Source organism: Oscillospiraceae bacterium NTUH-002-81 (assembly GCA_032620915.1).
In the GTDB taxonomy this organism is placed as follows: domain Bacteria; phylum Bacillota; class Clostridia; order Lachnospirales; family Lachnospiraceae; genus JAGTTR01.
In genome coordinates, this window is sequence record CP136052.1 from 1 (window position 1) to 25,000 (window position 25,000).

The following is a 25,000-nucleotide window of genomic DNA, read 5'->3' on the forward strand; positions in this document are numbered from 1 at the left end:
ACGATTTCGCCAAGCTTATACGCTTTCTTTTTACCTTTCGGTGATGGGTAGGGTCTCTCCAGTTCCGAACCACACTTTTCATACATACCGTTTCCTCTATACCGAGGGATTCTTCCGTGCTGCTTTCCAGTTTCTTCACACGTTCCATGGCTTTCACCAATATACCCAAGGTTCAGCTTCCCTTTGCTCTCTTTTCAGAGACCTTTTTTTAACGATACGGCAGAATTCACTTTATGTTACGGTCTGCATAATTGCTCGCCCCTCTTACCGAGCTTACTTTATCCACTCGCTTAGTACCCTGCATTACTGCAACGCACCGAGTTTAGCTACACAGCTCACTGGCGATTACCGTGACCGGACTTACACCGGCTAGTGTGGTCCAGCTTCGCTGGACACACGGCATAAAAAAAGAGCGCCTATCCATCCCCGATGCGGGGCAAATAGACGCTCTATGTATATAACGATATTCAATTTTATCTGCTATAACTGCATGGTACTCAAAACATCCGCCTTTTTTGATTAGCTGGATTTTTGGCACGATTTTGGGGCTGATTAGCAGGAAGGGCATTTTCATTAGCAAGAACAGCCCGTTTTCTGCTAAAAATTAGCTGGCGATTTTGTCTTATAACAACCGTTCGATTCTGGAGGGGTTGTCAAAAATCAAATTTTGGAGTAGAATTTTATCCCATACAGTGAAAGAGCTTTTTCGCAGCTTTTTATATAAGAAAAGCCGAAAACCCTTGAAAACAAAGGCTTTCGGCGTTGTTCACTGGCGTCCATAAGAGGATTTGAACCTCCGACCCCACGCTTAGGAGGCGTGTGCTCTATCCAGCTGAGCTATATGGACGTGTCTGATATATGATTATAGCCCGATCAAAGTCGAACTGCAATCCCTTATTTAGTTTTTTTGAGGTGGCCGTTGTAACGCAACCTTAGGAGGCGGACGCTCTATCCTGCTGAGCTACAGAAACATTGCCTTTTTTATTTACAATTTCAATAAAACAGCCTTTTTTATTATATGCATTCCGAAACCGTTCGTCAACCCTTTCCCGGTCTCAGTTTACATAACTCTTTTTAGATCCGATCAGATTTTTTACAGAAAATTGATCTTCCCCTGCAGCCAGATGGTTCCCTTGAACCGTCTGCCGGGCATCGGCTCTCCCAGGAGATCCTTCTGGTTGATACACACATCGAAGACCAGCTCGTTGCAGGAAAGCTTCATCACGCAGATTTCTTCCTCTGTGACCTCGTTTTTGCGCATCTCTACTTCCAGGATCTCTCCCAGAATGGAATACTTATCACACTCCATCCCATAGGGCATGAAGTAAGTATCCACAATGGTAAACAGGTCTTCGTGGACAATTCTCCTGGAAATCATGGAATAGGTGTCAATGTCCTCCAGCGTGAGGCTTTCCATGGCCTCCTCGTCCCCCCTTGCGGGCTTTCTCGATGAGTTTTGTCCGGTTCCGGGAATCTTCTCTGTCCTGCCGCACCTGTTCCTGATTTTTGCTCACGGGCAAAATAATTTTCCCATCTACAGAAAGGGCGCTCAAGGTCAGGGAACTCTTATGACGGTTCCCCGGCTGTGTGCCGCACACCTGCAGATATTCCACCATGTTTTGCAGATAGAAAATAATCGTCACGCCTACCCGGTTATCATCGCAGGCGCCAATGTAGCATTCTTTCTCCGCCTGGCGCTCCACATAGACATCCTCAAAGGTGGTGACTCCTCTTCCTTCCAGATAGGGATAATAATATTCAAATTCAAAATATTCTTTCTGAACCTGACCTCTGGAACAAATGCCCAGCCCCGGAGCGAACGCTTTCTTCAACTCTCCGTATTTCTTTTTGTCCGGCTCATCAAAAATATTCTCCGCATCGTTATGTTCTACGGAGAGCTCCAGCAGCTTCCGGAGTTCATCATTGTCCGAAACGCCGCTGAAACCAATCGCTCTCAGATATTTATGCATTCATTTTCACCATTCTGTGAACAGTGCTGCTTTCCCTCTTACCGGATCTCTGTCTTGCCGCCCATGTAAGGAACAAGAACGTCCGGAATGCGAACGCTGCCGTCTGCCTGCAGATTATTCTCCAGGAATGCGATCAGCATACGCGGCGGAGCAACCACTGTGTTGTTTAAGGTATGTGCAAAGTACTTGCCGTCTTTGCCGTTGACACGGATCTTCAGTCTTCTTGCCTGTGCATCGCCCAGGTTAGAGCAGCTTCCCACTTCAAAGTACTTCTTCTGTCTCGGGGACCATGCCTCCACGTCGATGGATTTCACCTTTAGGTCTGCCAGGTCACCGGAGCAGCACTCCAGGGTACGCACCGGAATGTCCATGGAACGGAACAGATCGACGGTGTTCTGCCACAGACGGTCGAACCACATCTTGCTCTCTTCCGGCTTGCAGACAACGATCATTTCCTGCTTTTCAAACTGATGAATCCGGTAAACGCCGCGCTCCTCGATACCGTGGGCACCTTTCTCTTTCCGGAAGCAGGGGGAGTAGCTGGTCAGTGTCTTCGGCAGTTCCTCCTCCGGAATGATGGTGTCGATAAATTTACCGATCATGGAGTGCTCACTGGTACCGATGAGGTACAGGTCTTCGCCCTCAATCTTGTACATCATGGCATCCATCTCTGCAAAGCTCATGACGCCGGTCACCACGTTGCTTCTGATCATAAACGGCGGTACACAATAGGTAAAGCCTCTGTCGATCATGAAATCTCTCGCATAGGCGATGACTGCGGAATGCAGGCGGGCTATGTCTCCCATCAGGTAATAGAAACCGTTTCCGGCAACCTTTCTTGCGCTGTCCAGATCAATGCCATTGAATTTCTCCATGATCTCTGTATGGTAAGGGATCTCGAAATCAGGAACTACCGGCTCACCGAATTTCTCGATCTCCACGTTCTCGCTGTCATCCTTTCCGATGGGTACGCTGGGATCGATGATGTTCGGGATGGTCATCATGATCTTGAGGATTTTCTCATCCAGCTCTTTTTCCTTCTCGGACAGCTGCTCCAGCTTCTCGGCATCCGCATTGACCTGGTTCTTCAACTGCTCTGCCTCTTCCTTTTTGCCCTGGCCCATCAGTGCGCCGATCTCTTTGGAAATCTTCTTTCTGTCCGCACGCAGCTGGTCTGCCTCCTGCTGTGTCTTTCTCTTCTCTGCATCCAGCTCGATGACTTCATCCACCAGACCCAGCTTCTGATCCTGGAATTTATTTTTAATGTTCTGTTTTACAATATCGGGATTTTCTCTTAAAAATTTAATGTCTAACATGATTTCCTCCTGTTTTCTCTGTGCGAGATCTTCTTTTCATTATATTCCTGTATTCCGCGATTTTCAAGGGTTTCGTCGCTGTCTGTGCCGCTGTTTTACGGTTTTCTCCGACTTTTTTACTCTTCATCGTCCTTTGCAGTGCTCTTCTTGTCCAGCTTCTTGAACTCCTTCAGGTCATCCATCAGATCTTCCTCATCAATGGCTTTTTCCAGCGCCTGCCGCTCTTCCTCACCCAGTAAAATGTAGGATTCACCCTTGACAATCTCCTTGATGTATGTATAGCAGCCTTCTCTGCTGTGAATGGAATTGATGATAAATCCATTGTTGTTCTTGTCCAGCAGCGCCATGGCAAAACTGAGCTTTCCGCCCATCTCGTTGAAGGCGTCGTACTTGATGATGCCCTGCTTCTGATAGGTGATCATCAGGTTATCATTGATCCGCTTGATATCTCTGCGTTTCTGCATATCGGAAGATTTCAGCCGCTCGATCTCGGAAATGATATCCAGCATGGTCTCTTCCAGGCTCTCCGCATCCTTTCCCCGCATAAAACCGTCCAGTCTGCGGTTCGTCCGTCCAAGCTTTGTCATAGTCACGATGAGTAAAATCAGTAAAATAAGTACCAACAGGAAAAGTACCCCGAAGATGATCGCCGGGTCGATTCCCAATAATTCTAATAATGGGCTGTTCACCATTTATTCCTCCTTGGTTTCTGTACTAGTTTTTTGCAATAGAAGTGATTAAATCGTAGATTCGTTCTAACTCATCATTAGAATAATATTCAATTTCTATTTTTCCTTTGTTGTTTTTCTTATGGCTGACACTTACCTTGGTACCGAAGATACCTTTGATCTTCTCTTCCATATCCCGGTAAATGAAATCATTTTTGATCGGTTCCGGCTCTTCGGCTGCAGCCGTCTGCTCCTTGCCGATCTTTTTCACCAGCTTTTCAGTCTCCCGCACGCTCAGCTTCTCATCAAATACCCGGACAGCTGTCTGGTATTGCAGCTCCTTGTCCTCAATGGCAAGGATTGCTCTGGCATGTCCCGTCGTGATCATCTCATCAATGACCATTTGCTGTACTCTTCCGTCCAGCTTCAGAAGACGCATGGAGTTAGTCACTGCGGTACGGCTCTTGGATACCCGTTCTGCCACCTCGTCCTGCTTTAAGTGGAACTCCTCCAGCAGACGTTTGTAGGCAAACGCTTCCTCAATGGGGTTCAGGTCTTCTCTCTGAATATTTTCAATCAAAGAAATCTCCACGATCTCCTGATCCGTGTAATCCTTGATGATGACCGGCACTTCTTTCAATCCGGCAATTTTGGCTGCCCGCCAGCGGCGTTCCCCGGCGATGATCTCGTAGAAATCATCCCGTTTCTGTACGATCAGCGGCTGGATCACACCAAACTGTTTGATGGATTCTGCCAGTTCCTGCAGCGCATCCTCATCAAAGTTCTTTCGTGGCTGATCCTTGTTTGGCTCTATTCTGGAAATTTTCACAAAGGTATTCGGTTTATTTTCCTGCTCCGTCGGCGCTGCTGTCGGAATGACATCCACTTTCGGGATCAGAGAGTCCAGGCCTTTTCCAAGGCCTTTCCTTTTTGCTACTGCCATATTGTTCCTCTTTTCTTTATTCTTTGTTTCTGCTCTTCTGTGTTACAGTTCATGCTGGATGACTTCCTGTGCCAGTTGTCTGTAGCTTTCTGCACCGGCTGATTTTCCATCATATATCGTAATAGGAAGGCCATAGCTGGGGGCTTCTGCCAGCTTTACATTTCTGGGAATGATGGTCTTATAAATCTGCTGATTCAGATTGTTTTTCACATTTTCCACCACCTGCAGGGACAGGTTCGTTCTTGCATCATACATCGTAAAGACAACGCCTTCAATGGTTAATCTTGGATTCAGGCGTTCCTTTACCAGATTGATCGTATGTAATAACTGTGATAATCCTTCCAGTGCGTAATATTCACACTGAATCGGCACGATCACACTGTCTGCTGTCGTCATGCCGTTGACAGTCAGCATATTCAGTGACGGCGGGCAGTCAATGATGATATAGTCGAAATCATCTTTGATCCACTCCACCTCATTTTTCAAAATGTATTCCTTGTCCTTTACGCCGATCAGTTCGATCTCCGCTGCGGAAAGATTTACATTGGAAGGGATCAGGCAAAGATTATCATAAATGTTGGAACGAATACACTGTTTAATCGAACATTCATCCAGCATTAATTCGTATACGGTATATTTACAATTATTTTTGTCAATTCCCAGTCCACTTGTTGTATTTCCCTGCGGATCCAAATCAATCGTAAGAACTTTCTTTCCCTTTTCTGCTAATGCAGCCGATAAGTTGATCGCCGTTGTTGTTTTACCGACGCCGCCCTTCTGATTAGCAATCGCAATCGTTCTTCCCATCTACTTGGCTTCCTTTCTTTTTCTTTACTGATTTATTATAGCATCTTAGCGTTTCATAATCCATATGTTTCACGTGAAACATTTTCTTATTTTTTTCTAACTTTTTATGCATTCTCCCAGTTGACAGCCACTGAATGTTTCACGTGAAACATTTTTTACAGTTCACTTGCCTTTTCGTGTAAGCATATTTCTTAAGATTTTTGGTTCTTGTTTTCCTCCCCGGGATAGCTTATACTAGAATCAGCAAACAAAAACTTGTAATCAGTCATCACGAAAATACGATCATGTAGTTTCAAACGTTAATGGCTACAAGTTTACAAACTAAAAAGAAAAGAAGGTTATCCTGATGAAAAAGAAAAAGGTTCTTACGCTCATTGCAACACTCACGGCCTCCACACTGACTGCCATCACAATAACCAACCGCATTCTCTGTAAACTCGCCACCTCCGACCATTACCTGGATGAGGACGAGGGAGAATATTATGACTGGAGATTTGGAAAGATTTTCTATAAGAAAGAAGGAAGCGGTACGCCACTTCTTCTCGTTCATACGCTGGACGCCGCTGCTTCCTCTGCGGAGTGGAAATACCTGATGGATAAACTGGTTGAAAACCATACCGTTTATGTATTAGATCTGCTGGGCTGCGGCAAATCCGATAAACCGCAGATCACTTATACAAATTATCTTTATGTGCAGTTGATTTCTGATTTTATCAGAAATGTCATCGGACAGAAGACAGATATCATTGCTTCCGGCAACGCTTCTTCTTTTGTCATCATGGCCTGCAATATGGAGGATTCTCTGTTCCGCAAGATCATGATTCTGAATCCGGAGACGGCTTCCCAGATATCCCGCATGCCCAAGGGCAGTTCCCGTATGCTGCGGAAGCTGCTGGAACTCCCGATCGTTGGCACACTGCTCTACAATATTCTGTACAGCAGACGGCATATTTTAAAGAGACTGGAAGAGACATACTTCTCTCCCTGCTATATCAATCACGAACTGCCGAAGATCTATGCAGAGAATGCTCACACCAATGAACTGGGCGGCAAATGCCTGATGGCAAGTCTGAAGAGCCATTTTGTCAATATCAACATTACGAAAGCGCTTCATGCCATCGATAACAGCATTTATCTGATCGTTGGAGAGGAAAACCCGGATAAGGAAGCCATCCTGGCTTATTACTGCGAGACCAATCCAGCCATTGAGACCTACGAGATTCCTTACTCCAAGAAATACAGCCAGGTAGACGGACAGGATCGTCTGTTAAAGCAGATTGAGATTTTCTTCTAAAAAGAAAGGGTTTTTAAAAAGAGCATCAAAGACAATTTCTGTCCTCGATGCTCTTTTTCTATTTCAGATCTATTACGCAACAAACCATACACAACACATTATCATCGATATCGCAAGTACGGCTCGCAGCGCACACACAACGATTTACTCCAGCGGACTCTTGGACGGAGTCCCTGCTTTTCTCGGATACATCTGCGGGGTTCTCATCAGCTTCTCCACCCAGATGAGAGAACGAGGAATATCCGTATCCGGCAGGAAGAAGGCGATCTCCTGCTTCACTTCACCACCCAGCATATTGATGGCATTTCTGGCACCGGCCAGCTCTTCATTCATATTGCCGGATTTATATGCCACGAAGCTTCCCTTCTGCGGTTTGACGAACGGCATGCAGTATTCAGCCAGCACCGCCAGATTGGCCACAGCACGGGAAACACACAGATCAAATTTTTCCCGGAAATCCTTCTCATGGGCCAGATCCTCCGCCCGACCGTGAATGCAGCGGATCTTTGTCAGCCCCAACGCATCGATCACTTCATTGACAAAGTTTACTCTCTTTTCCTGGGAATCTACCAGGATCATCTCCAGATGCGGAAATGCGATCTTGATGGGAATCCCCGGGAATCCGGCACCGGTGCCGATATCGATCACACTGTCCACCTCCATCATATCATGAGACTTTACAATGGTCAGGCTGTCAATAAAATGCTTCTGTACCACTTCCACACCATCGGTGATGGCTGTCAGATTCATGACCTTATTCTTTTCCTCCAGCATATCAAAGAACTGACGGAACTGCAGATACTGATGCTCGGACAGATAGATATTCAGCTGATCCAGTCCCTCTTTAAACTTGATAATCTCTTCCTTATTCATCTTCTATTTCCTCCTTAATTGTTCTAAGTAAACGAGCAGTACCGATATGTCGGCAGGCGATACACCTGAGATCCGGGACGCCTGGCCAATGGATACCGGATGAAACAGCTTCAGCTTCTGCACTGCCTCAATGCGCAGGCTCTTGATGGCATCATAATCGATATCCTCCGGGATTTTCTTCTTCTCCAGCTTCTTAAACTGCTCCACCTGCTTTAGCTGCCGTTTGATATACCCGTCATATTTCAGATTTATGTCAACCTGTTCTTTCACATCCCAGGGAAGCTCCGGCCGATCCTCGTCGATGGGGGCCAGCACCTCATAGTTCAGCTCCGGCCGCCGGATCAGCTCTGCCAGCGTGGTGCCGGACTGCAGCTTCTGGGTATTGCAGCTTTCCAGTAGCTGCTGTACCTTCTCGGAAGTGCCGATATTCACATGAGAAAGCCGCTCTATCTCCCGGTCGATCTGCGCCCGTTTTTTCTTCCAGACGGGCGTGCTGTTCTTCCGAGATCAGCCCCACCTGGTAACCGATATCCATGAGACGAAGATCCGCATTATCCTGTCGAAGCAGCAGACGATATTCCGCCCGGGAAGTCATCATCCGGTAAGGTTCATGGTTTTCTTTCGTCACCAGATCATCGATGAGCACGCCAATATAGGACTCCGAGCGATCCAGGGTGATCATCTCCCTGCCCAGCGTTTTCAGCGCCGCATTGATGCCTGCGATCAGTCCCTGCCCGGCGGCTTCCTCATAGCCGGAGCTGCCGTTGAACTGTCCTGCACTGAACAGTCCCTTGATGTTCTTGAATTCCAGCGTGGGATTCAGCTGTCTGGCATTGATGCAGTCATACTCGATGGCATAGGCATTTCGCACGATTTTCGCATGCTCCAGCCCCGGAACGGTATGATACATCTGCTCCTGCACATCCTCCGGCAAAGAACTGGACATGCCGCCCACATACATCTCTGTGGTGTGCTCGCCCTCCGGCTCAATGAATACCTGATGCCGGTTCCTGTCTGCAAATTTTACCACCTTATCCTCAATGGACGGGCAGTACCGGGGGCCAATGCCCTCGATGATCCCCGCATAGATGGGGGACCGATCCAGGTTCGATCGGATGATCTCATGGGTCTTCTCATTCGTATACGTGAGCCAGCAGGACACCTGCTCCCGCTGGATATCCTCGGGATCGTTGGAAAAAGAAAACGGACGGATGTGTTCGTCTCCCCTTCTGCTCCTCCATTTTGGAAAAATCAATGGTTCTGGCATCCATCCGGGCAGGTGTACCTGTCTTGAACCGGAACATCTCAATCCCCAGATTTTTCAGGCAATCCGTCAGATGATTGGCCGCCATCAGCCCGTTGGGGCCGGTATACGTGATGGTCTCCCCACACAGGCAGCGGGCTCGCAAATACGTGCCGGAACAGATCACCACCGCACGACAGTCATACTCGATCCCGGTATGGATCCGCACGCCGGTGACCCGCCCGTCTTCCACACGGATATCCGTCACCTCTGCCTGCTTGATGGTCAGGTGATCGGTATGCTGCAGCACCTCCCGCATGCTGCGGCTGTACTCCGCCTTGTCCGCCTGAGCACGCAGGGAATGCACCGCAGGCCCTTTGGACACGTTCAGCATCTTGGACTGGATAAAGGTGCGGTCAATATTCTTGCCCATCTCGCCGCCCAGCGCATCGATCTCCCGGACGATATGTCCCTTGGAGCTTCCACCGATATTGGGATTGCACGGCATCAGCGCAATACTCTCCACACTGACGGTAAACATGATTGTCTCAAGCCCCAGTCTGGCACTGGCCAACGCGGCCTCGCAGCCGGCATGACCGGCGCCTATCACGACAACATCATATTTCTGTGACATTTTATTCTCCTTCTTTTTTGTGTATCCTCTTATTTTCCCATACAAAATTTTGCGAAAATCTCATCTGCCAGGTCGTCATCCACCGCTTCCCCGATGATCCTGCCCAGTTTCTCATAGGCATCCATCAGGTCAATGGAATAGAAATCCTCCGGCATGCCCATCTGCAGGCTTTCCTCTACCCGGTCAAGGGCCGCCAGGCTTTCCTCCAGCAGACGCTTCTGCCGCAGATTGGTGATGCATACCTGGTCGTTAAAGGAAATCTCTCCCTGGAAAAACAGGTCTTTTAACACCTCTTCCAGCTGATCAATACCCTTCTCCTCTCTGGCCGAGATGGAAAGTACCGGATGCGCGCCCACCCGGGCACGCAAATCCTCTTCGGTTACCACTGTCTCCAGATCGGTCTTATTCAGAAGCACGATGGCCTTTCTGTCCCGGATCAGATCTATGATCTCCTCATCACTTTCATTTAACGGCACCGAACCGTCCGCCACATACAGGATCAGATCGGCTTTCTCCATGGACGCCACTGCCCGCTGGATACCGATCTTCTCTACCGTATCCTCGGTTTTGCGGATACCCGCGGTATCGATGATATTCAGGCTGATGCCGTTGATCTGGATCTGCTCCTCCAGCGTATCCCGGGTCGTTCCCGCCACATCGGTGACAATGGCCCGCTCCTCCCCCACCAGCACATTCATGAGGGACGATTTTCCTGCGTTTGGCTTGCCGATGATCACTGTGCGGATGCCTTCCCGGCACATTCTGCCATTGTCAAAGGTAGCAATGAGCCGCTGCATCTGCCCGCGAAGCTTATTCACCACGCCGCCCAGCGTCTCTGCATAACCGTCCAGGCTGATATGCTCCGGGTCATCCAGCGCCGATTCGATGAACGCCAGATGATAGAGAATTTCCTTACGAAAATTGCCGATGGCCTCTTTTACCGAACCCTTTAACTGTTCCACTGACGTGTGCAGCGCATAGGCATTCCGGGAAGAAATGATCTCTCCCACCGCCTCCGCCTGGGTCAGATCCATCTTTCCATTCAGAAATGCCCGCTTCGTGAATTCCCCCGGCTCTGCCAGGCGGGCGCCATGTCGGATCACCGTCTCCAGGATCCGTCTCGTCACATAGACACCGCCATGGCAGTCGATCTCCACCGTATCCTCCCCGGTGTAGCTGTGGGGGCCTTTCATGAGCAGAAGCAGTACCTCATCCACCCGTTCTTCCCCATCATAGATAAACCCATAATGGATCGTATGGGACGGCTGCTCCTCCAGCACAAAATCCTTCTTCCCGCAACGGAAAATCCGGGCAGCTGTCTCAATGGCCTGTTTGCCGCTGATCCGCACGATGCTGATGCCAGCTTCTGACACCGCCGTAGCGATGGCGGCAATGGTATCCTCCATAATCTCCATCCGAATCCTCCTTTCCCGTTCTACGCTCTCATTCTTATCACAACATTTAAAAACATTCTTATATGCACAGGCACCTGTCCATATTCAGAGAAAAGGGCCTGCACAAAATGTAAATAGCCTCGATACATTTTGCAGCAGACCCTCCTTTATCATTCGGAATACTTAATCTTCTTTATCCTCTTTTGGTTTTTCTTCTCTGACAAATCTCTCTTCTCTGTTCTCTCTGTCACGACTTCTGTAACGGTTGTCCCGGCTGCCATATCTTCCTCTGTCTCTTCTGTAGCCTGTCCGGGGCTCCCGGTCCTCATTTTTCAGTGTGATCACGACCTTACGGTAAGGCTCCTCTCCCTCGCTGTGTGTGCACACATAACGGTCATTCTGCAGTGCAGAATGGATGATCCTTCTCTCATAGGGATTCATCGGCTCCAGTGTTACCGGCTTTCTCGTTCTCTTTACTTTATAAGCGATGTTCTTCGCCAGATTCTCCAGTGTGGTCTTCCGACGGTTCCGGTAATCCTCGGTGTCCATCTTCACACGGATATAGCTCTCGCTCTCCTTGTTGGCAACCAGGCTTGCCAGATACTGCAGAGAATCCAGTGTCTGTCCTCTCTTACCGATGAGAACGCCCATATCATTGCCCTTCAGGTCGATATCCAGTGTCTGATTCTCCTCATCATACTTCATGTCGATCTCGACTTCCAAGTTCATGCAGCGGAACACACCGCCCAGGAACTCTCTGACACTGTCTGTCATGGAATATTTCTTTCTTGCACGGATGACTGCGGGCTTGCTGTTAAAACCAAGGAATCCGGTGCTTCCTTTTTCCAGGACTTCATATTCTATCTTATCACTTGTCGTTCCAAGCTTTACCAACGCTTCTGTGATCGCATCATCTACGGTTTTTGCACTGATCTCAATAAAATCCATCTTGCCCCGTCCCCCTTATTTCTTATTCTTCTCGTTAAAACGCTGTACCATACGTGCTCTGTCGGCGATGCTTCCGGCTTTTACTTCCTGATTATAAGCATTCTGTACCTTCTCCTCGTTCTCTTGGGAGATTGCCTTCGCCTGCTTGGGCTCGTCGATCTTACGCACATTTCTGTTGGCTGCCTCGGAAATCTGGTTGCCCTCATATCCGCGCTTTGCCTTCTTCTTCTTATTCTTCTCTACATTCTTGGCGATCAGGTCTTCCACGTCTACCTTATCGAAGATCTTATTCATGATCACCTGGATCACACACCGCACAGCCGAGCTGGCGATCCAGTACAGACCAAGACCGATCTGGAAGGTCAGACAGAAAAATGCGGACATCAGCGGCATGGTGGTGTTCATGGACTTGGTCATATTTGCCGTCACATCATCCGGTGATGCCGGTGTATTGGAAGCAGTACCCATGAGTTTTGTGTTCAGCCACTGGGTCAGTGCAGAGAGAACCGGGATCATCAGTGCACCGATAGCCAGCAGAATGGAACCGCCTGCCACTACAGCCTTTATCATATCCCACGGAGTATTTGTGATATTCAGCCCCAGAAAATTTGAAACGTGGGACAAATTCATCTTCAGTTCTGTAATCTCACCCGTCAAGCCGGAGAATTCGGACATACTTTCAAATTTAGTCCAGTCGGAATCCTTGAACAGATAAAAAGCATCGATCAATGTATTCTTCGTTGTCTCAGCGGTAGTAAAATCCAAAGATGCACGGATCCCATTATCCTTGACAAACGCCTTCATGAGTTCTTCAAAACCGGCAACATTCGATACAGATGTCACAAGGCCGGTAAACATAGCCTTCACATGGGTAATATAAGCCGGAATATTGTTAATCACACGGAACAGTGCAAACAGGATAGGCATCTGAATGAGTAACGGCAGGCATCCACCTGTGGGGGATGCGCCATATTTCTCATAGATGGCATTCATTTCCTCATTCATGCGCTCCATGGAAGTTGTGTCTTTTTTATTTTTATATTTCTTCTGAACAGCCTGTAACTCCGGATTCATCCTGGCTGTCATCTTCTGAAACTTCTGCTGCTTGATGGTCAGCGGAATCATCAGCACGTTTACAATAACTGTAAATAAAATAATGCTCAATCCGATATTCGGAATACCTATAACTTCCAGAAAATTATAGATGGCATTGATAATATAGCCCAACACCTTTGCGATGGGACCCAAAATCATTCCCTGATACTGCGTCAATACATACGCTGGCAATTAAAAAACCTCCTCTACGGAACCGGATCATATCCACCCTTGGCGAATGGATGACATCTCAATACCCTTCTTATTGTCAAATACAGTCCTTTGCACGCTCCATACTTCTCAATGGCCTCTATTCCGTACTGGGAACAGGTCGGAATATAAATACAATGGAACGGTCCTTTTATGGGAGATATATTCTTTCTGTAAAACTTAATCATGGCGATTAATATCCGCTTCATCATCTTCCCGCTTCATCTCTTTTACAATCTTACGAATCTTTCCCAAATGTAACAAAGCACTTTCGATCTGTGCATAGTCTCTGTCCTTCGCAGAAACTCTCGCAACAACTACAATATCGAGCCCCGTCTGGAATTCCTGCTCGTGCAGCCGGTAGCTCTCCCTGATAAGCCTCTTTAACCGGTGTCTGACAACGCTGTTGCCCACCTTCTTGCTTACCGATATCCCTAAACGATTCTTTTCTGACTGGTTGTCCATGACGTACATCACCAGATACTTGTTCACACAGGAATGGCCTTTTCGATAAACAGCCTGAAAATCCTTATTTTTCCTGAGGGATTCTGTGAATTCCATACAATCTTCCTTTTCTCCGGCATAGAAGAAAAGGCCACATACATGCGGCCTATGCGGATAATTTCTTTCTTCCTTTTGCTCTTCTTGCTGCTAAAACTTTTCTTCCACCAGCTGTGCTCATTCTGGAACGGAATCCATGAACTTTCGCGCGCTGTCTTTTCTTCGGCTGAAATGTCATTTTCATAACTCTCTGGCACCTCCTTTTCTTAAAAAACGCTATTTCAATTATATGGACAAAACGCTATAAAGTCAAGTAATTCCTTGTATTTTTTCCGTTTTTGATTTATCCACGGATGTGGACGACTTTCTCTGTGGACAAGTAGGTGACATAATGTTATCCACATTTTGTGGAAAACTTGTTGATAACTTGGGGTAAACCGTGTGTATAATTTGTTATTAACGCCTCTTAAGCCCTTTATTTTCAGGCTTTCCGGAAATTATCCCCATTTTTCGACTTATACACATTTTTTCGTGTATCCTTGCGATATGTCAACCGGTTATTCCACCGTCTCCACAAAGTTATCCACAGAAGTGTGAAAATATCCCCACTCGAATCTTGCTTAATTATTCTTTTTGTCGTAAAATATAAATTGAGACATTTTGTAAACAAAATTGGAGTGAATATCAATATGAACACAGTCAGAGAATTATGGCAAGAGATCATTGAAAAGGTCAAAAATGAATATTTTTTAACGGAGGTATCCTTCAACACCTGGCTGGTTCCGCTGAAAGTATACGATGTCAGCGAGGATACGGTCACTGTCATCGTTCCTTCGCAGAATGAACAGACCATTCAGATCCTTCTGCGCAAATATAAACAGCTTCTGGAGGTGGTGACCGAGGAGCTAACTGGCCATCATTATGAGATCAGCTTTGTCCTGGAGAAAAATCTGGACAGGATCCATGAGGAAAAGGCTGTCCACACACCGGTTTCCAATGAAAATATCGAGCGGGCGGGCCTGAACCCCCGTTACACCTTCGACACCTTCGTGGTGGGCAAAAACAATACTTTCGCCCATGCAGCGGCGCTGGCTGTGGCCGAGACCCCCGGGGAACTGTACAATCCGCTGTTCCTGTACGGAGGCGTAGGACTGGGGAAGACCCATCTGATGCATTCCATCGCCCACTATATCCTGGAGACGAATCCCGAGGCCCGGGTGCTGTATGTCACCTCCGAGGTGTTCACCAACGAGCTCATCGACTCCATCCGTAACGGTAATTCCGCGGCCATGAACAATTTCCGGGACAAGTACCGCAACATCGACGTACTGCTCATCGACGACGTGCAATTTATTATAGGAAAAGAGTCCACCCAGGAAGAGTTTTTCCATACGTTCAACCACCTGCACGGCCTGAAAAAACAGATCGTGCTGTCCAGCGACCGTCCGCCCAAGGATATGGAGACGCTGGAAGACCGTCTGACCACCCGATTCGAATGGGGGCTGCTGGCAGACATCGGATCGCCTGACTATGAGACGAGAATGGCAATCTTACGGAAAAAAGAGGAGCTGGACGGCTACAACATCGATGACGAGGTCATCCAGTACATCGCCACCAACATCAAGTCCAACATCCGGGAGCTGGAGGGAGCCCTGAACAAGCTCATCGCCATGTCCAAGCTGGAGCAGAAAGAGATCAACCTGGATCTGGCCAAGGATGCCCTGCGGGATATGATTTCTCCCGACGGCAAACGGGAACTGACGCCGGAGATCATCATTCAGACGGTAGCCGAACATTTCGGCATTTCCACCAAGGACATCCTGGGACAGAAGCGCAACGCCGAGATCGTATTTCCCCGACAGATTGCCATGTATCTGTGCCGGGAACTCATAGACACCAAGCTGACACTTATCGGGAAGATCATGGGGAACCGTGATCACTCCACTGTCTTGAGCGGTGTCAACAAGATCAAGGACGAGATCAAGAAAAATGAGACAAGCCGCAACACCATTGAGACGATCAAGAAGAAGCTCAATCCCAGCTAAGGTGTTTTGCTTTTTTGTTGACAATTTTTCGAATCGTTTCCTTATATTAATGTTTTTTCTCAGGTTATCCACAATTTCAGGTGTATAACCTGTTCATTGTCTGTGGATAAGTAGAACCTTTGTGGATGAGGCCTTCATGCCTGTGTATAACTTCAGATTTATCCTCATGCATACACCCCTTTTCCAACAAGGTTTTCCCCAGCTGTTTTTTCCGTATTTTCAGACAGAAACACAGTTTTACACATATCCACAGCCTCTACTGCTACTACTGCGGATTACCATATTATTTATATACTAAGCGCCCCACACGACTGGGGGAAAGGAGTTTTCCACATGAAAATCATTTGCAGCAAATCGGATCTGCTCCGTGGTGTCAACATCGCACTGAAAGCAGTTCCTTCCAAAACAACCATGACCATCCTGGAATGCATTCTCATTGATGCATCCAAAAGCGATATTACTTTTACCTCCAATGACATGGAGCTTGGCATCGAGACAACTGTCAAAGGACTGATCAAGGAACGGGGCGTTGTCGCCATCGACGCAAAGATCTTTTCTGATATTATCCGCAAACTGCCGGACAACGACGTGGTCATCGAGACAGACGAGAAATTCAACACCACCATCACCTGTGAGAAGGCCAAGTTCAATATCGCGGGCAAATCCGGAGAGGATTTTTCCTATCTGCCTTATATTGAGAAGAATGAACCTGTCGTTCTGTCCCAGTTTACGCTGAAGGATCTGATCCGCCAGACGATCTTTTCCATTGCGGACAATGACAACAACAAGCTGATGACCGGTGAGCTTTTTGATATCCATGAGAATATGCTGAAGGTGGCTTCCCTGGACGGACACCGCATTTCCATCCGCCGGGTGGAGTTAAAGGAAGCTTACGAGGACCGCAAGGTGGTCGTTCCGGGCAAGACGTTACAGGAAGTGAGTAAGATTTTATCCGGCGAAGCGGACAGCACGGTGAAGCTGTTCTTCACCACCAACCATATCGTATTTGAATTCGACGATACCGTTGTGGTTTCCCGCCTCATCGAGGGCGAATATTTCCGCATTGACCAGATGCTCTCCAGCGATTACGAGACGAAGGTTACCATCAACAAGCGGGAGTTCCTGGACTGTATCGACCGTGCGACGCTTCTGGTAAAAGAGGGAGACAAGAAGCCCATCATCATCAACATTACCGATGAGGGCATGGAGTTGAAGATCAATTCCCAGATCGGTTCCATGCATGAGGAGATCGACATTGAAAAAGAGGGCCGGGATATTATGATCGGCTTTAACCCCAAATTCCTCATCGACGCCCTTCGCGTCATCGACGAGGAGAAGATCACCATTTATCTGATGAATCCCAAGGCGCCCTGCTTTATCCGGGATGAGGAGAAGTCTTATATTTACCTGATTCTTCCGGTAAACTTTAACGCTGCGGCAAACGCGTAAGCGCGGCAGAAAAAGAGGACAAAGATGGAAACAATCAAATTAAGAACAGAATATATCAAGCTGGGACAGGCGCTGAAAGCAGCCGGTCTGGTGGAATCCGGTGTGGATGCCAAGGAAAAGATCGTGGGCGGAGAGGTGCAGGTCAACGGCGCAGTGGAGCTGCAGCGCGGCAAGAAGCTGTATGACGGAGATGTGGTATCTTTTCACGGAGAAGAGATCCGCATTGAGAAATAACCCTGTAGTTGGAGAACAATGGTTGTAAAATCACTGGATCTGAAAAATTTCAGAAATTATCATGAACTGCATATTGATTTTGACCCTTTTACGAATATTTTCTATGGGAATAATGCCCAGGGAAAGACGAATATCCTGGAATCCGTGTATCTTGGCGGGACGACCAAATCCCACAAGGGCAGCAAGGATCGGGATATGATCACCTTCACGGAGGAGGAATCCCATATCCGTATGCTGGTGCAGAAGAAGAATCTGACGAGACGGATCGATATGCATTTGAAAAAAAATAAAACGAAGGGCATTGCGGTGGACGGCATTCCCATCAAGAAGGCGTCAGAGCTTTTCGGGATCGTGAATCTGGTGTTTTTTTCCCCGGAGGATCTGAATATCATCAAAAACGGCCCTTCCGAGCGGCGGCGCTTCATCGATCTAGAATTATGTCAACTGGATAAGATTTATTTTCACAATCTGTCCAACTACAACAAGATCCTGATCCAGCGCAACAAGCTGCTCAAGGACATTGCCTTTCATCCGGAATGGATGGATACGCTGGAGATCTGGGATATGCAGCTGGCCGGCTACGGATCCAAGATCATCAAACGACGGCACAGCTTTGTGGAGCAGTTGGGAGAGATTGCCGGAGATATCCATGAAAACCTTACCGGCGGCAGGGAGCATCTGTCCCTTTTGTACGAGCCGGACTGCCCGGCGGATGCCCTGTATGAGCAGCTGAAAAAAAACAGGGACAAGGATATCCGCTATAAGATGACATCCCAGGGCCCCCACAGAGACGATCTGTGTATGCAGGTGAAGGATGTGGACATCCGGAAATTTGGTTCTCAGGGGCAGCAGCGGACGTCGGCACTGACATTGAAGCTCTCGGAGATTGAGCTGGTGAAGCGGGTCATCCATGATACACCGGTTCTTTTACTGGACGATGTGCTGTCTGAACTGGACAGCAGCAGGCAAAACTATTTGCTGAACAGTATCCATGATATACAGACCCTGATCACCTGTACCGGGCTGGATGAATTTATCAGCAACCGGTTTACGATCAATCGTATTTTCCGGGTGGAAGAGGGAACCGTAACGACAGAAAATTAAACTAGGAGGATGTATATGAGTACCCAGAATGAATATGGTGCAGATCAAATTCAGATATTGGAAGGATTGGAAGCAGTAAGGAAACGGCCGGGCATGTATATCGGCAGTACGTCCTCCAGAGGACTACACCATCTCGTATACGAGATCGTAGACAATGCTGTCGATGAGGCGCTGGCAGGTTACTGTGACAAGATCGAGGTGTCCATCAATCCGGACAATTCCGTGACGGTCATCGACGACGGCCGTGGCATTCCGGTGGGAATCAACCACAAGGCGGGCAAACCGGCGGTGGAGGTGGTATTTACCATTCTGCATGCGGGCGGTAAGTTCGGCGGCGGAGGATACAAGGTATCCGGCGGCCTTCACGGCGTGGGCGCGTCTGTGGTAAACGCCCTGTCCGAGTGGCTGGAGGTCACTATTTACCATGAAGGAAAGGTTTATCAGCAGCGGTATGAGAGAGGCCATGTGTGCTACAGCCTGAAGGTTGTCGGCGAGTGTGAGCCGGAGAAGACCGGTACCAAGGTTGTCTTTCTGCCGGATAAGGAGATCTTCGAGGAAACCGTGTTTGACTATGATGTGTTAAAGCAGCGGTTCCGGGAGATGGCTTTCCTGACAAAAAATCTGAAGATCGAGCTGGTGGATCTGCGGACGGAGCCGGAGACCCGAAAGGTATTCCACTATGAGGGCGGTATCCGGGAGTTCGTCACTTACCTGAACAAGAGCAAGACCGCACTGTACCCCGAGATCGTTTACTGTGAGGGCACCAAGGACGATGTGTACGTGGAGGTTTCCATGCAGCACAACGATTCCTATACGGAGAGTGTGTACAGTTTTGTCAATAATATTACAACGCCGGAGGGTGGTACCCATTTGACCGGTTTCCGTAATGCACTGACCAAGACACTCAATGATTATGCGAGAAAAAATAAGCTGATCAAGGACAGTGACCCCAGTCTTTCCGGAGAGGATTTCCGGGAAGGTCTGACGGCCATCATCAGTGTAAAGATCCCGGAGCCGCAGTTTGAGGGACAGACGAAGCAGAAGCTGGGCAACAGTGAGGCCAGAGGTGCGGTGGACGCTGTCGTATCCGAACAGCTGGAAATCTTCCTGGAGCAGAATCCCAGCGTGGCCAAGACCATCATCGAGAAATCCGTCATGGCCCAGCGGGCAAGGGATGCGGCACGAAAAGCAAGAGATCTGACCCGCAGAAAATCTGCCCTGGAGACCATGTCTCTGCCGGGCAAGCTGGCAGACTGCTCCGACAAGGATCCGAAAAACTGTGAGATCTTCATCGTAGAGGGAGATTCCGCCGGCGGTTCTGCCAAGACGGCCAGAAGCAGAAATACCCAGGCCATCCTGCCTCTTAGAGGCAAGATCCTGAACGTGGAGAAGGCGAGACTGGACCGGATCTACGGCAATGAAGAGATCAAAGCCATGATCACCGCCTTTGGTACGGGCATTCATGAGGACTTTGACATTGCCAAGCTGCGATATGACAAGATCATCATCATGACCGATGCCGATGTGGACGGCGCCCATATCAGCACATTGATGCTTACCTTCCTGTACCGGTTTATGCCGGATCTGATCCGGGATGGCCATGTATACCTGGCGCAGCCGCCGCTTTTCAAGATCGAGAAGAACAAGAAGACCTGGTATGCATACAGCGACGAGGAGCGGGATTCTATTCTGGCGGAGATCGGCCGGGATAACACCATCAAGATCCAGCGGTACAAAGGACTGGGTGAGATGGATGCGGAGCAGCTGTGGGATACAACCATGAATCCCGAGACGAGAATTCTGCTTCGGGTGAACATGAACGAGGAGCAGTCCTCAGAGATCGACATGACATTTACCACGCTCATGGGCGACAAGGTAGAGCCCAGACGGGAGTTTATTGAACAGAACGCCAAGTTCGTAAAGAATCTGGATATATAGGGGGATAGACAATGGAAGACAATATTTTTGATAAAATCCACGAAGTGGACTTAAAGAAGACCATGGAAACCTCCTATATCGACTATGCCATGAGCGTTATCGCTGCCCGGGCACTGCCGGATGTAAGAGACGGTCTGAAACCGGTACAGCGAAGAGTGCTCTATTCCATGATCGAGCTGAACAACGGCCCTGACAAGCCCAACAGAAAATGTGCGCGTATTGTCGGTGATACGATGGGTAAATACCACCCTCACGGTGACAGCTCCATCTATGGTGCGCTGGTCAATATGGCCCAGGAGTGGTCCACAAGATATCCGCTGGTAGACGGTCACGGCAACTTCGGTTCCGTGGACGGCGACGGCGCAGCGGCCATGCGATACACAGAGGCAAGACTGAGCAAGATCTCCATGGAGATGCTGGCCGATATCAACAAAAATACCGTAGACTTTATGCCAAACTTCGATGAGACGGAGAAAGAACCTGTTGTTCTGCCGTCCCGTTACCCGAACCTGCTGGTGAACGGTACCCAGGGTATCGCCGTCGGTATGGCCACCAATATCCCGCCCCACAACCTGCGGGAGGTCATCCAGGCAGTGGTGAAGATCATCGACAACCGGGTGGAAGAGGGCAGAGATACAGAAATCGAGGAGCTTTTGGCCATCGTCAAAGGCCCTGATTTTCCCACCGGTGCCACCATTCTCGGCACGAAAGGCATTGAGGAAGCATACAGAACCGGCCGGGGCAAGATCCGTACCCGCGCGGTTTCCAATATCGAGACCATGCCCAACGGCAAGAGCCGCATCATCGTGACGGAGATCCCGTACATGGTCAACAAGGCGAGACTCATCGAGAAGATCGCCGAGCTGGTAAGAGACAAGAAGATCGACGGCATCACCGACCTGCGGGATGAGTCTGACCGTTCCGGTATGCGCATCTGCATTGAGCTGCGCAAAGATGTGAATGCCAACGTGCTGCTGAACCAGCTGTACAAGCATACCCAGCTGCAGGAGACCTTCGGTGTCATCATGCTGGCGCTGGTGAACAATGAGCCCAAGGTGCTGAGCCTGAAAGAGCTTCTGGAATATTATCTGAAGCATCAGGAGGATGTGGTCACCAGAAGGACGAAATACGACCTGAACAAAGCCGAGGAGCGGGCACACATTTTGAAAGGCCTGCTCATTGCGCTGGATAATATCGACGAGGTCATCAAGATCATCAGAGGCTCCCGTTCCGCCCAGGTGGCAAAGGAAGGGTTGATGGAGCGCTTCGGTCTGGATGACGTACAGGCACAGGCCATTGTAGATATGCGTCTGCGTGCACTGACCGGTTTGGAAAGAGAGAAGCTGGAGCAGGAATACGCAGAGCTGATGAAGCGCATCGAGGAGTTGAAAGCCATTCTGGCAGATGAGAATAAGCTGCTGGGCGTCATCAAGGATGAGATGCTGATCATTGCGGACAAATATGGCGACGACAGAAGAACGTCTATCGGTTATGACGTGTATGACCTGTCCACCGAGGATCTCATTCCGGTGGAGGATGTGGTCATTGCCATGACCCATCTGGGCTACATCAAGCGGATGACCGTAGACAACTTCAAGAGCCAGAACCGCGGAGGCAAGGGCATCAAGGGTATGCAGACACTGGAGGATGATTACATCGAGGATCTGCTTATGACGACCACCCATCATTACATGATGTTCTTCACCAACAAGGGCAAGGTATACCGTCTCAAGACCTACGAGATCCCGGAGGCAGGACGCACCGCCAGAGGCACGGCTATGATCAACCTGCTCCAGCTGGAGCCGGGGGAGAAGATCACGGCTGTCATCCCGATCCGCAAATACGAGAAGGATCGTTACCTGTTCATGGCAACCCGCAACGGTATTGTGAAAAAGACACCCATCACCGACTACGCAAATGTGCGGAAAACCGGTCTGGCTGCCATCAATCTGCGGGAGGACGATGAGCTCATCGAGGTGAAGTTTACTGACACGAAGAAGGACATCTTTCTTGTGACCAAATACGGCATGTGCATCCGCTTCCATGAGACCGATGTGCGGCCCACCGGCAGAACGTCCATGGGTGTTATCGGCATGAACCTGATGGACGGTGACGAAGTCATTGGCATGCAGCTGGATACCCAGGGACAGTATCTGCTCATTGTATCCGAGAACGGTCTTGGAAAACTGACATCCATTGAGGAATTCAGTTCCCAGAACCGCGGCGGTAAGGGCGTGAAGTGCTATAAGATCACCGACAAGACCGGCAATGTCATCGGCGTGAAGGCTGTCAACGAAGAGGATGAGGTCATGATGATCACCACCGAGGGCATCATCATCCGCTTTGCCTGCAGGGATATTTCCAAACTGGGCAGAATCACCTCCGGCGTGAAGCTGATGAACGTGGACACCGATGTGAGCGTGGCAAGCATTGCCAAGGTGCGCCAGGAAGTAAACAAATCGGAAAGTGCGGAGGAAACCGCAGAGCAGATTGAAGAAGAACTGAAAAATGAAGTGCGCTACAGCGATGAGGACGATGTTTCGGAAGAAGATCTGATCCGGGATGAGCTGGGCGAGGATGATACAGAAGAGTAAATCCGGTGAAATTTGTGAGAATGCCTGGCGGGGGTGAAAGCCTGCCCGGGTATTCTCACTTTTCACATGCACCGACTCCGGCGGTTTTCATATCATACAGGAAAAGAGAAAAAGCAGGGAAAATATGAAGGAAAAACCTGTCATTCTCATCACTGCCGGTACGGAAGTGTTTCAGAAAAACAGAAAACGGCTGTTTCTCTATGAGGAATACGCCCTGCGCATCCGGGAAATCGGTGGGATTCCGCTGATGATCGCAGACCTGGATATGCCGGAGGAGATCACTGCACTTGAGCAGCTGGCAGATGGCCTTCTCTTAAGTGGCGGCGGGGACGTGGATCCCAAGTGGTTTGGAGAAACGGATACCCAGAGCGGCGCCGTCTATGATGAGAAGAGAGACCGCATGGAGATCGGGCTGTGCCGGGCCTTTGCAGCGGCGAAAAAGCCGGTGCTCGGCATTTGCCGGGGCATCCAGGTCATCAACATTGCCTTTGGCGGTACGATTTATCAGGATATCGAAGGGGCGCTGCATCTTTCTCATCCCCAGGGAGAGGTTCATGAGGTACAGTTGCTGCCGGATTCTTTTTTGGAAAAAATATATGGAGCGGCGTTATTAGTGAACAGCTTTCATCATCAGGCTATTCGAAAACTGGCAAAGGGGTTCCGGGTGGCGGCCGTGGTGCAGCCCGCTGGGCTTATCGAAGCCATCGAGCATGAGACGCTGCCGGTGTATGGCGTGCAGTGGCATCCTGAGCGGATGATGGGAGCAGATCTGCCCGACATGCGGGCACTTTTTGAAAAAATATTTGACTTACAGGGAGAAAAACATGTCAGTACAGATTGTGAGAGACTATTTAAAGCAGTGGAACTATGAAGATAAAATTCAGGAGTTTGATGAGTCCAGCGCTACGGTGGAGCTGGCGGCCCATGCGGTGGGTGTCATCCCGGCGCAGATTGCCAAGACCCTGTCCTTCAAGGTGGATGATGTCTGTGTGCTCATCGTGGCAGCAGGGGACGCCAAGATCGACAATCACAAATATAAGCAGTATTTTCATACGAAAGCCAAAATGCTGACACCGGAGGAAGTCATTGATTTTACAGGACATGCCATCGGCGGCGTGTGCCCCTTTGCAGTGGACCGTTCCTGGGTAAAGGTATACCTGGATGTTTCCATGAAGCGGTTCGATATCATGTACCCGGCAGCGGGAAGCAGCAGCAGTGCGGTAAAACTCACCATCCCGGAGCTGGAGACCTGTTCCGGCTATGAGGAATGGATCGACGTGTGCAAGGGCTGGCAGGAAGAGACAGCGTAACATCATATTATCAAAGTGTTCAAAGGAGGAAAAGTGGATGATTCGTGCGGTTCATGTGGATAACCTTACCAAAAACATCAAGGAAATGTGTATAGAAGTCAATCATGTGCTCTCAGCAGATATGAAGGAGGCACTGGATACGTCCGTGCAGACAGAGAAATCCCCGCTGGGCAGACAGATTCTCTGCCAGCTGCAGGAGAATCTGGAAATCGCAGGAAAGGATCGGATTCCCATCTGTCAGGATACGGGCATGGCCATCGTTTTCCTGGAAGTGGGTCAGGATGTGCATTTTGAGGGCGGTTCTGTGGAGGATGCCATCAATGAGGGCGTCCGGCAGGGCTATGTGGAGGGATATCTCCGCAAATCTGTCGTGAAGGATCCTCTGATTCGGGAAAATACAAAGGACAACACCCCGGCAGTCATCCATACG

General features: G+C 49.0%; 23 protein-coding genes, 1 tRNA gene and 1 pseudogene (1 of these 25 cut by a window edge). 10 read left to right on the forward strand and 15 right to left on the reverse strand.

The features are described 5' to 3' along the window. Positions 1–770: 770 nt before the first annotated feature. The 7 genes from RJD28_00005 to RJD28_00035 form a co-directional block, all read right to left on the reverse strand. Positions 771–847, reverse strand: a tRNA-Arg gene (locus RJD28_00005). A 246-nt stretch (positions 848–1,093) separates the two neighbouring features. Further along, positions 1,094–1,417, reverse strand: a complete 324-nt coding sequence (locus RJD28_00010) for a DUF3881 family protein (GenBank protein ID WNV58011.1) — start codon at positions 1,415–1,417, stop codon at positions 1,094–1,096. After that, a complete protein-coding gene (locus RJD28_00015; protein WNV58012.1) occupies positions 1,389–1,970 on the reverse strand; it encodes a DUF3881 family protein in 582 nt (193 codons plus the stop codon). The genes RJD28_00010 and RJD28_00015 overlap by 29 nt, the downstream gene beginning before the upstream one ends. A gap of 38 nt (positions 1,971–2,008) precedes the next feature. After that, positions 2,009–3,286, reverse strand: coding sequence for a serine--tRNA ligase (serS, locus tag RJD28_00020; protein ID WNV58013.1), 1,278 nt, complete (start codon positions 3,284–3,286; stop codon positions 2,009–2,011). 116 nt (positions 3,287–3,402) lie between these two features. Next, positions 3,403–3,978 (reverse strand): DUF4446 family protein, encoded by a 576-nt coding sequence (locus RJD28_00025; GenBank protein WNV58014.1) that lies wholly within the window; start codon positions 3,976–3,978, stop codon positions 3,403–3,405. A 22-nt stretch (positions 3,979–4,000) separates the two neighbouring features. Next, positions 4,001–4,897: a ParB/RepB/Spo0J family partition protein gene (locus tag RJD28_00030; protein WNV58015.1), complete on the reverse strand. Its 897-nt coding sequence runs from the start codon at positions 4,895–4,897 to the stop codon at positions 4,001–4,003. Between the two features lie 42 nt (positions 4,898–4,939). Next, positions 4,940–5,704 (reverse strand): AAA family ATPase, encoded by a 765-nt coding sequence (locus RJD28_00035; GenBank protein ID WNV58016.1) that lies wholly within the window; start codon positions 5,702–5,704, stop codon positions 4,940–4,942. A gap of 346 nt (positions 5,705–6,050) precedes the next feature. Here RJD28_00035 and RJD28_00040 point away from each other — a divergent pair, with 346 nt between their 5' ends. Then, positions 6,051–6,998 carry an alpha/beta hydrolase gene (locus tag RJD28_00040; GenBank protein WNV58017.1) on the forward strand — a complete coding sequence of 316 codons (948 nt, stop codon included), beginning with the start codon at positions 6,051–6,053 and terminating at the stop codon, positions 6,996–6,998. Between the two features lie 144 nt (positions 6,999–7,142). On the opposite strand, the gene rsmG is transcribed toward RJD28_00040, so the two are convergent. From rsmG to rpmH, 8 genes and pseudogenes are all read right to left on the reverse strand, one after another. Then, positions 7,143–7,871 (reverse strand): 16S rRNA (guanine(527)-N(7))-methyltransferase RsmG, encoded by a 729-nt coding sequence (gene rsmG / locus RJD28_00045; protein ID WNV58018.1) that lies wholly within the window; start codon positions 7,869–7,871, stop codon positions 7,143–7,145. Positions 7,872–7,874: 3 nt separating this feature from the next. After that, positions 7,875–9,812: pseudogene (gene mnmG / locus RJD28_00050) on the reverse strand (tRNA uridine-5-carboxymethylaminomethyl(34) synthesis enzyme MnmG). Further along, a complete protein-coding gene (gene mnmE, locus RJD28_00055; protein WNV58019.1) occupies positions 9,778–11,163 on the reverse strand; it encodes a tRNA uridine-5-carboxymethylaminomethyl(34) synthesis GTPase MnmE in 1,386 nt (461 codons plus the stop codon). The pseudogene mnmG and the gene mnmE overlap by 35 nt, the downstream one beginning before the upstream one ends. A 162-nt stretch (positions 11,164–11,325) precedes the next feature. Then, entirely contained in the window at positions 11,326–12,090 is a 765-nt protein-coding gene (jag, locus tag RJD28_00060) for an RNA-binding cell elongation regulator Jag/EloR (protein WNV58020.1), read from the reverse strand. 15 nt (positions 12,091–12,105) lie between these two features. Beyond that, positions 12,106–13,377 carry a YidC/Oxa1 family membrane protein insertase gene (locus RJD28_00065; GenBank protein ID WNV58021.1) on the reverse strand — a complete coding sequence of 424 codons (1,272 nt, stop codon included), beginning with the start codon at positions 13,375–13,377 and terminating at the stop codon, positions 12,106–12,108. 14 nt (positions 13,378–13,391) lie between these two features. Next, entirely contained in the window at positions 13,392–13,604 is a 213-nt protein-coding gene (gene yidD, locus RJD28_00070; protein ID WNV59675.1) for a membrane protein insertion efficiency factor YidD, read from the reverse strand. Then, complete coding sequence (rnpA, locus tag RJD28_00075) at positions 13,576–13,956, reverse strand: ribonuclease P protein component (protein ID WNV58022.1); 381 nt, start codon at positions 13,954–13,956, stop codon at positions 13,576–13,578. Before rnpA ends, yidD begins: the two co-directional genes overlap by 29 nt. A 49-nt stretch (positions 13,957–14,005) precedes the next feature. After that, positions 14,006–14,140 carry a 50S ribosomal protein L34 gene (rpmH, locus tag RJD28_00080; GenBank protein ID WNV58023.1) on the reverse strand — a complete coding sequence of 45 codons (135 nt, stop codon included), beginning with the start codon at positions 14,138–14,140 and terminating at the stop codon, positions 14,006–14,008. Positions 14,141–14,585: 445 nt separating this feature from the next. Here rpmH and dnaA point away from each other — a divergent pair, with 445 nt between their 5' ends. The 9 genes from dnaA to RJD28_00125 all read left to right on the forward strand — a co-directional run. Continuing rightward, entirely contained in the window at positions 14,586–15,941 is a 1,356-nt protein-coding gene (gene dnaA / locus RJD28_00085) for a chromosomal replication initiator protein DnaA (GenBank protein ID WNV58024.1), read from the forward strand. A gap of 333 nt (positions 15,942–16,274) precedes the next feature. Continuing rightward, the gene (gene dnaN, locus RJD28_00090) at positions 16,275–17,390 is read left to right on the forward strand and encodes a DNA polymerase III subunit beta (GenBank protein WNV58025.1); all 1,116 of its coding nucleotides are present in this window, start codon (positions 16,275–16,277) and stop codon (positions 17,388–17,390) included. Positions 17,391–17,414: 24 nt separating this feature from the next. After that, positions 17,415–17,624: an RNA-binding S4 domain-containing protein gene (locus RJD28_00095; GenBank protein WNV58026.1), complete on the forward strand. Its 210-nt coding sequence runs from the start codon at positions 17,415–17,417 to the stop codon at positions 17,622–17,624. Between the two features lie 18 nt (positions 17,625–17,642). Next, the gene (gene recF / locus RJD28_00100) at positions 17,643–18,728 is read left to right on the forward strand and encodes a DNA replication/repair protein RecF (protein ID WNV58027.1); all 1,086 of its coding nucleotides are present in this window, start codon (positions 17,643–17,645) and stop codon (positions 18,726–18,728) included. Positions 18,729–18,743: 15 nt separating this feature from the next. Continuing rightward, positions 18,744–20,666 carry a DNA topoisomerase (ATP-hydrolyzing) subunit B gene (gene gyrB, locus RJD28_00105; protein WNV58028.1) on the forward strand — a complete coding sequence of 641 codons (1,923 nt, stop codon included), beginning with the start codon at positions 18,744–18,746 and terminating at the stop codon, positions 20,664–20,666. Between the two features lie 11 nt (positions 20,667–20,677). Continuing rightward, positions 20,678–23,260, forward strand: a complete 2,583-nt coding sequence (gene gyrA / locus RJD28_00110; GenBank protein WNV58029.1) for a DNA gyrase subunit A — start codon at positions 20,678–20,680, stop codon at positions 23,258–23,260. A 124-nt stretch (positions 23,261–23,384) separates the two neighbouring features. Then, on the forward strand, positions 23,385–24,131 hold the full coding sequence (locus RJD28_00115; GenBank protein WNV58030.1) for a gamma-glutamyl-gamma-aminobutyrate hydrolase family protein: 747 nt from the start codon (positions 23,385–23,387) through the stop codon (positions 24,129–24,131). Next, positions 24,085–24,570: a YbaK/EbsC family protein gene (locus RJD28_00120; protein WNV58031.1), complete on the forward strand. Its 486-nt coding sequence runs from the start codon at positions 24,085–24,087 to the stop codon at positions 24,568–24,570. Before RJD28_00115 ends, RJD28_00120 begins: the two co-directional genes overlap by 47 nt. A gap of 37 nt (positions 24,571–24,607) precedes the next feature. Continuing rightward, positions 24,608–25,000, forward strand: the start of a protein-coding gene (locus tag RJD28_00125) for a fumarate hydratase (protein ID WNV58032.1). 453 nt of this gene lie beyond the right edge of the window; only the first 393 of its 846 coding nucleotides appear in the window; the start codon lies at positions 24,608–24,610; its stop codon lies beyond the right edge, outside the window.

Coding starts and splice junctions, on each gene's coding strand:
- RJD28_00010 (WNV58011.1), bottom strand. CDS start 1,417: ATGGAAAGCCTCACGCTGGAGGACATTGACACCTATTCCATGATTTCC.
- RJD28_00025 (WNV58014.1), bottom strand. CDS start 3,978: ATGGTGAACAGCCCATTATTAGAATTATTGGGAATCGACCCGGCGATC.
- rnpA (WNV58022.1), bottom strand. CDS start 13,956: ATGGAATTCACAGAATCCCTCAGGAAAAATAAGGATTTTCAGGCTGTT.
- dnaN (WNV58025.1), top strand. CDS start 16,275: ATGAAAATCATTTGCAGCAAATCGGATCTGCTCCGTGGTGTCAACATC.
- RJD28_00120 (WNV58031.1), top strand. CDS start 24,085: ATGTCAGTACAGATTGTGAGAGACTATTTAAAGCAGTGGAACTATGAA.
- RJD28_00095 (WNV58026.1), top strand. CDS start 17,415: ATGGAAACAATCAAATTAAGAACAGAATATATCAAGCTGGGACAGGCG.
- RJD28_00035 (WNV58016.1), bottom strand. CDS start 5,704: ATGGGAAGAACGATTGCGATTGCTAATCAGAAGGGCGGCGTCGGTAAA.
- gyrA (WNV58029.1), top strand. CDS start 20,678: ATGGAAGACAATATTTTTGATAAAATCCACGAAGTGGACTTAAAGAAG.
- serS (WNV58013.1), bottom strand. CDS start 3,286: ATGTTAGACATTAAATTTTTAAGAGAAAATCCCGATATTGTAAAACAG.
- recF (WNV58027.1), top strand. CDS start 17,643: ATGGTTGTAAAATCACTGGATCTGAAAAATTTCAGAAATTATCATGAA.
- RJD28_00015 (WNV58012.1), bottom strand. CDS start 1,970: ATGCATAAATATCTGAGAGCGATTGGTTTCAGCGGCGTTTCGGACAAT.
- rsmG (WNV58018.1), bottom strand. CDS start 7,871: ATGAATAAGGAAGAGATTATCAAGTTTAAAGAGGGACTGGATCAGCTG.
- RJD28_00040 (WNV58017.1), top strand. CDS start 6,051: ATGAAAAAGAAAAAGGTTCTTACGCTCATTGCAACACTCACGGCCTCC.
- RJD28_00115 (WNV58030.1), top strand. CDS start 23,385: ATGAAGGAAAAACCTGTCATTCTCATCACTGCCGGTACGGAAGTGTTT.
- yidD (WNV59675.1), bottom strand. CDS start 13,604: ATGAAGCGGATATTAATCGCCATGATTAAGTTTTACAGAAAGAATATA.
- rpmH (WNV58023.1), bottom strand. CDS start 14,140: ATGAAAATGACATTTCAGCCGAAGAAAAGACAGCGCGCGAAAGTTCAT.
- RJD28_00030 (WNV58015.1), bottom strand. CDS start 4,897: ATGGCAGTAGCAAAAAGGAAAGGCCTTGGAAAAGGCCTGGACTCTCTG.
- gyrB (WNV58028.1), top strand. CDS start 18,744: ATGAGTACCCAGAATGAATATGGTGCAGATCAAATTCAGATATTGGAA.
- mnmE (WNV58019.1), bottom strand. CDS start 11,163: ATGGAGATTATGGAGGATACCATTGCCGCCATCGCTACGGCGGTGTCA.
- dnaA (WNV58024.1), top strand. CDS start 14,586: ATGAACACAGTCAGAGAATTATGGCAAGAGATCATTGAAAAGGTCAAA.
- jag (WNV58020.1), bottom strand. CDS start 12,090: ATGGATTTTATTGAGATCAGTGCAAAAACCGTAGATGATGCGATCACA.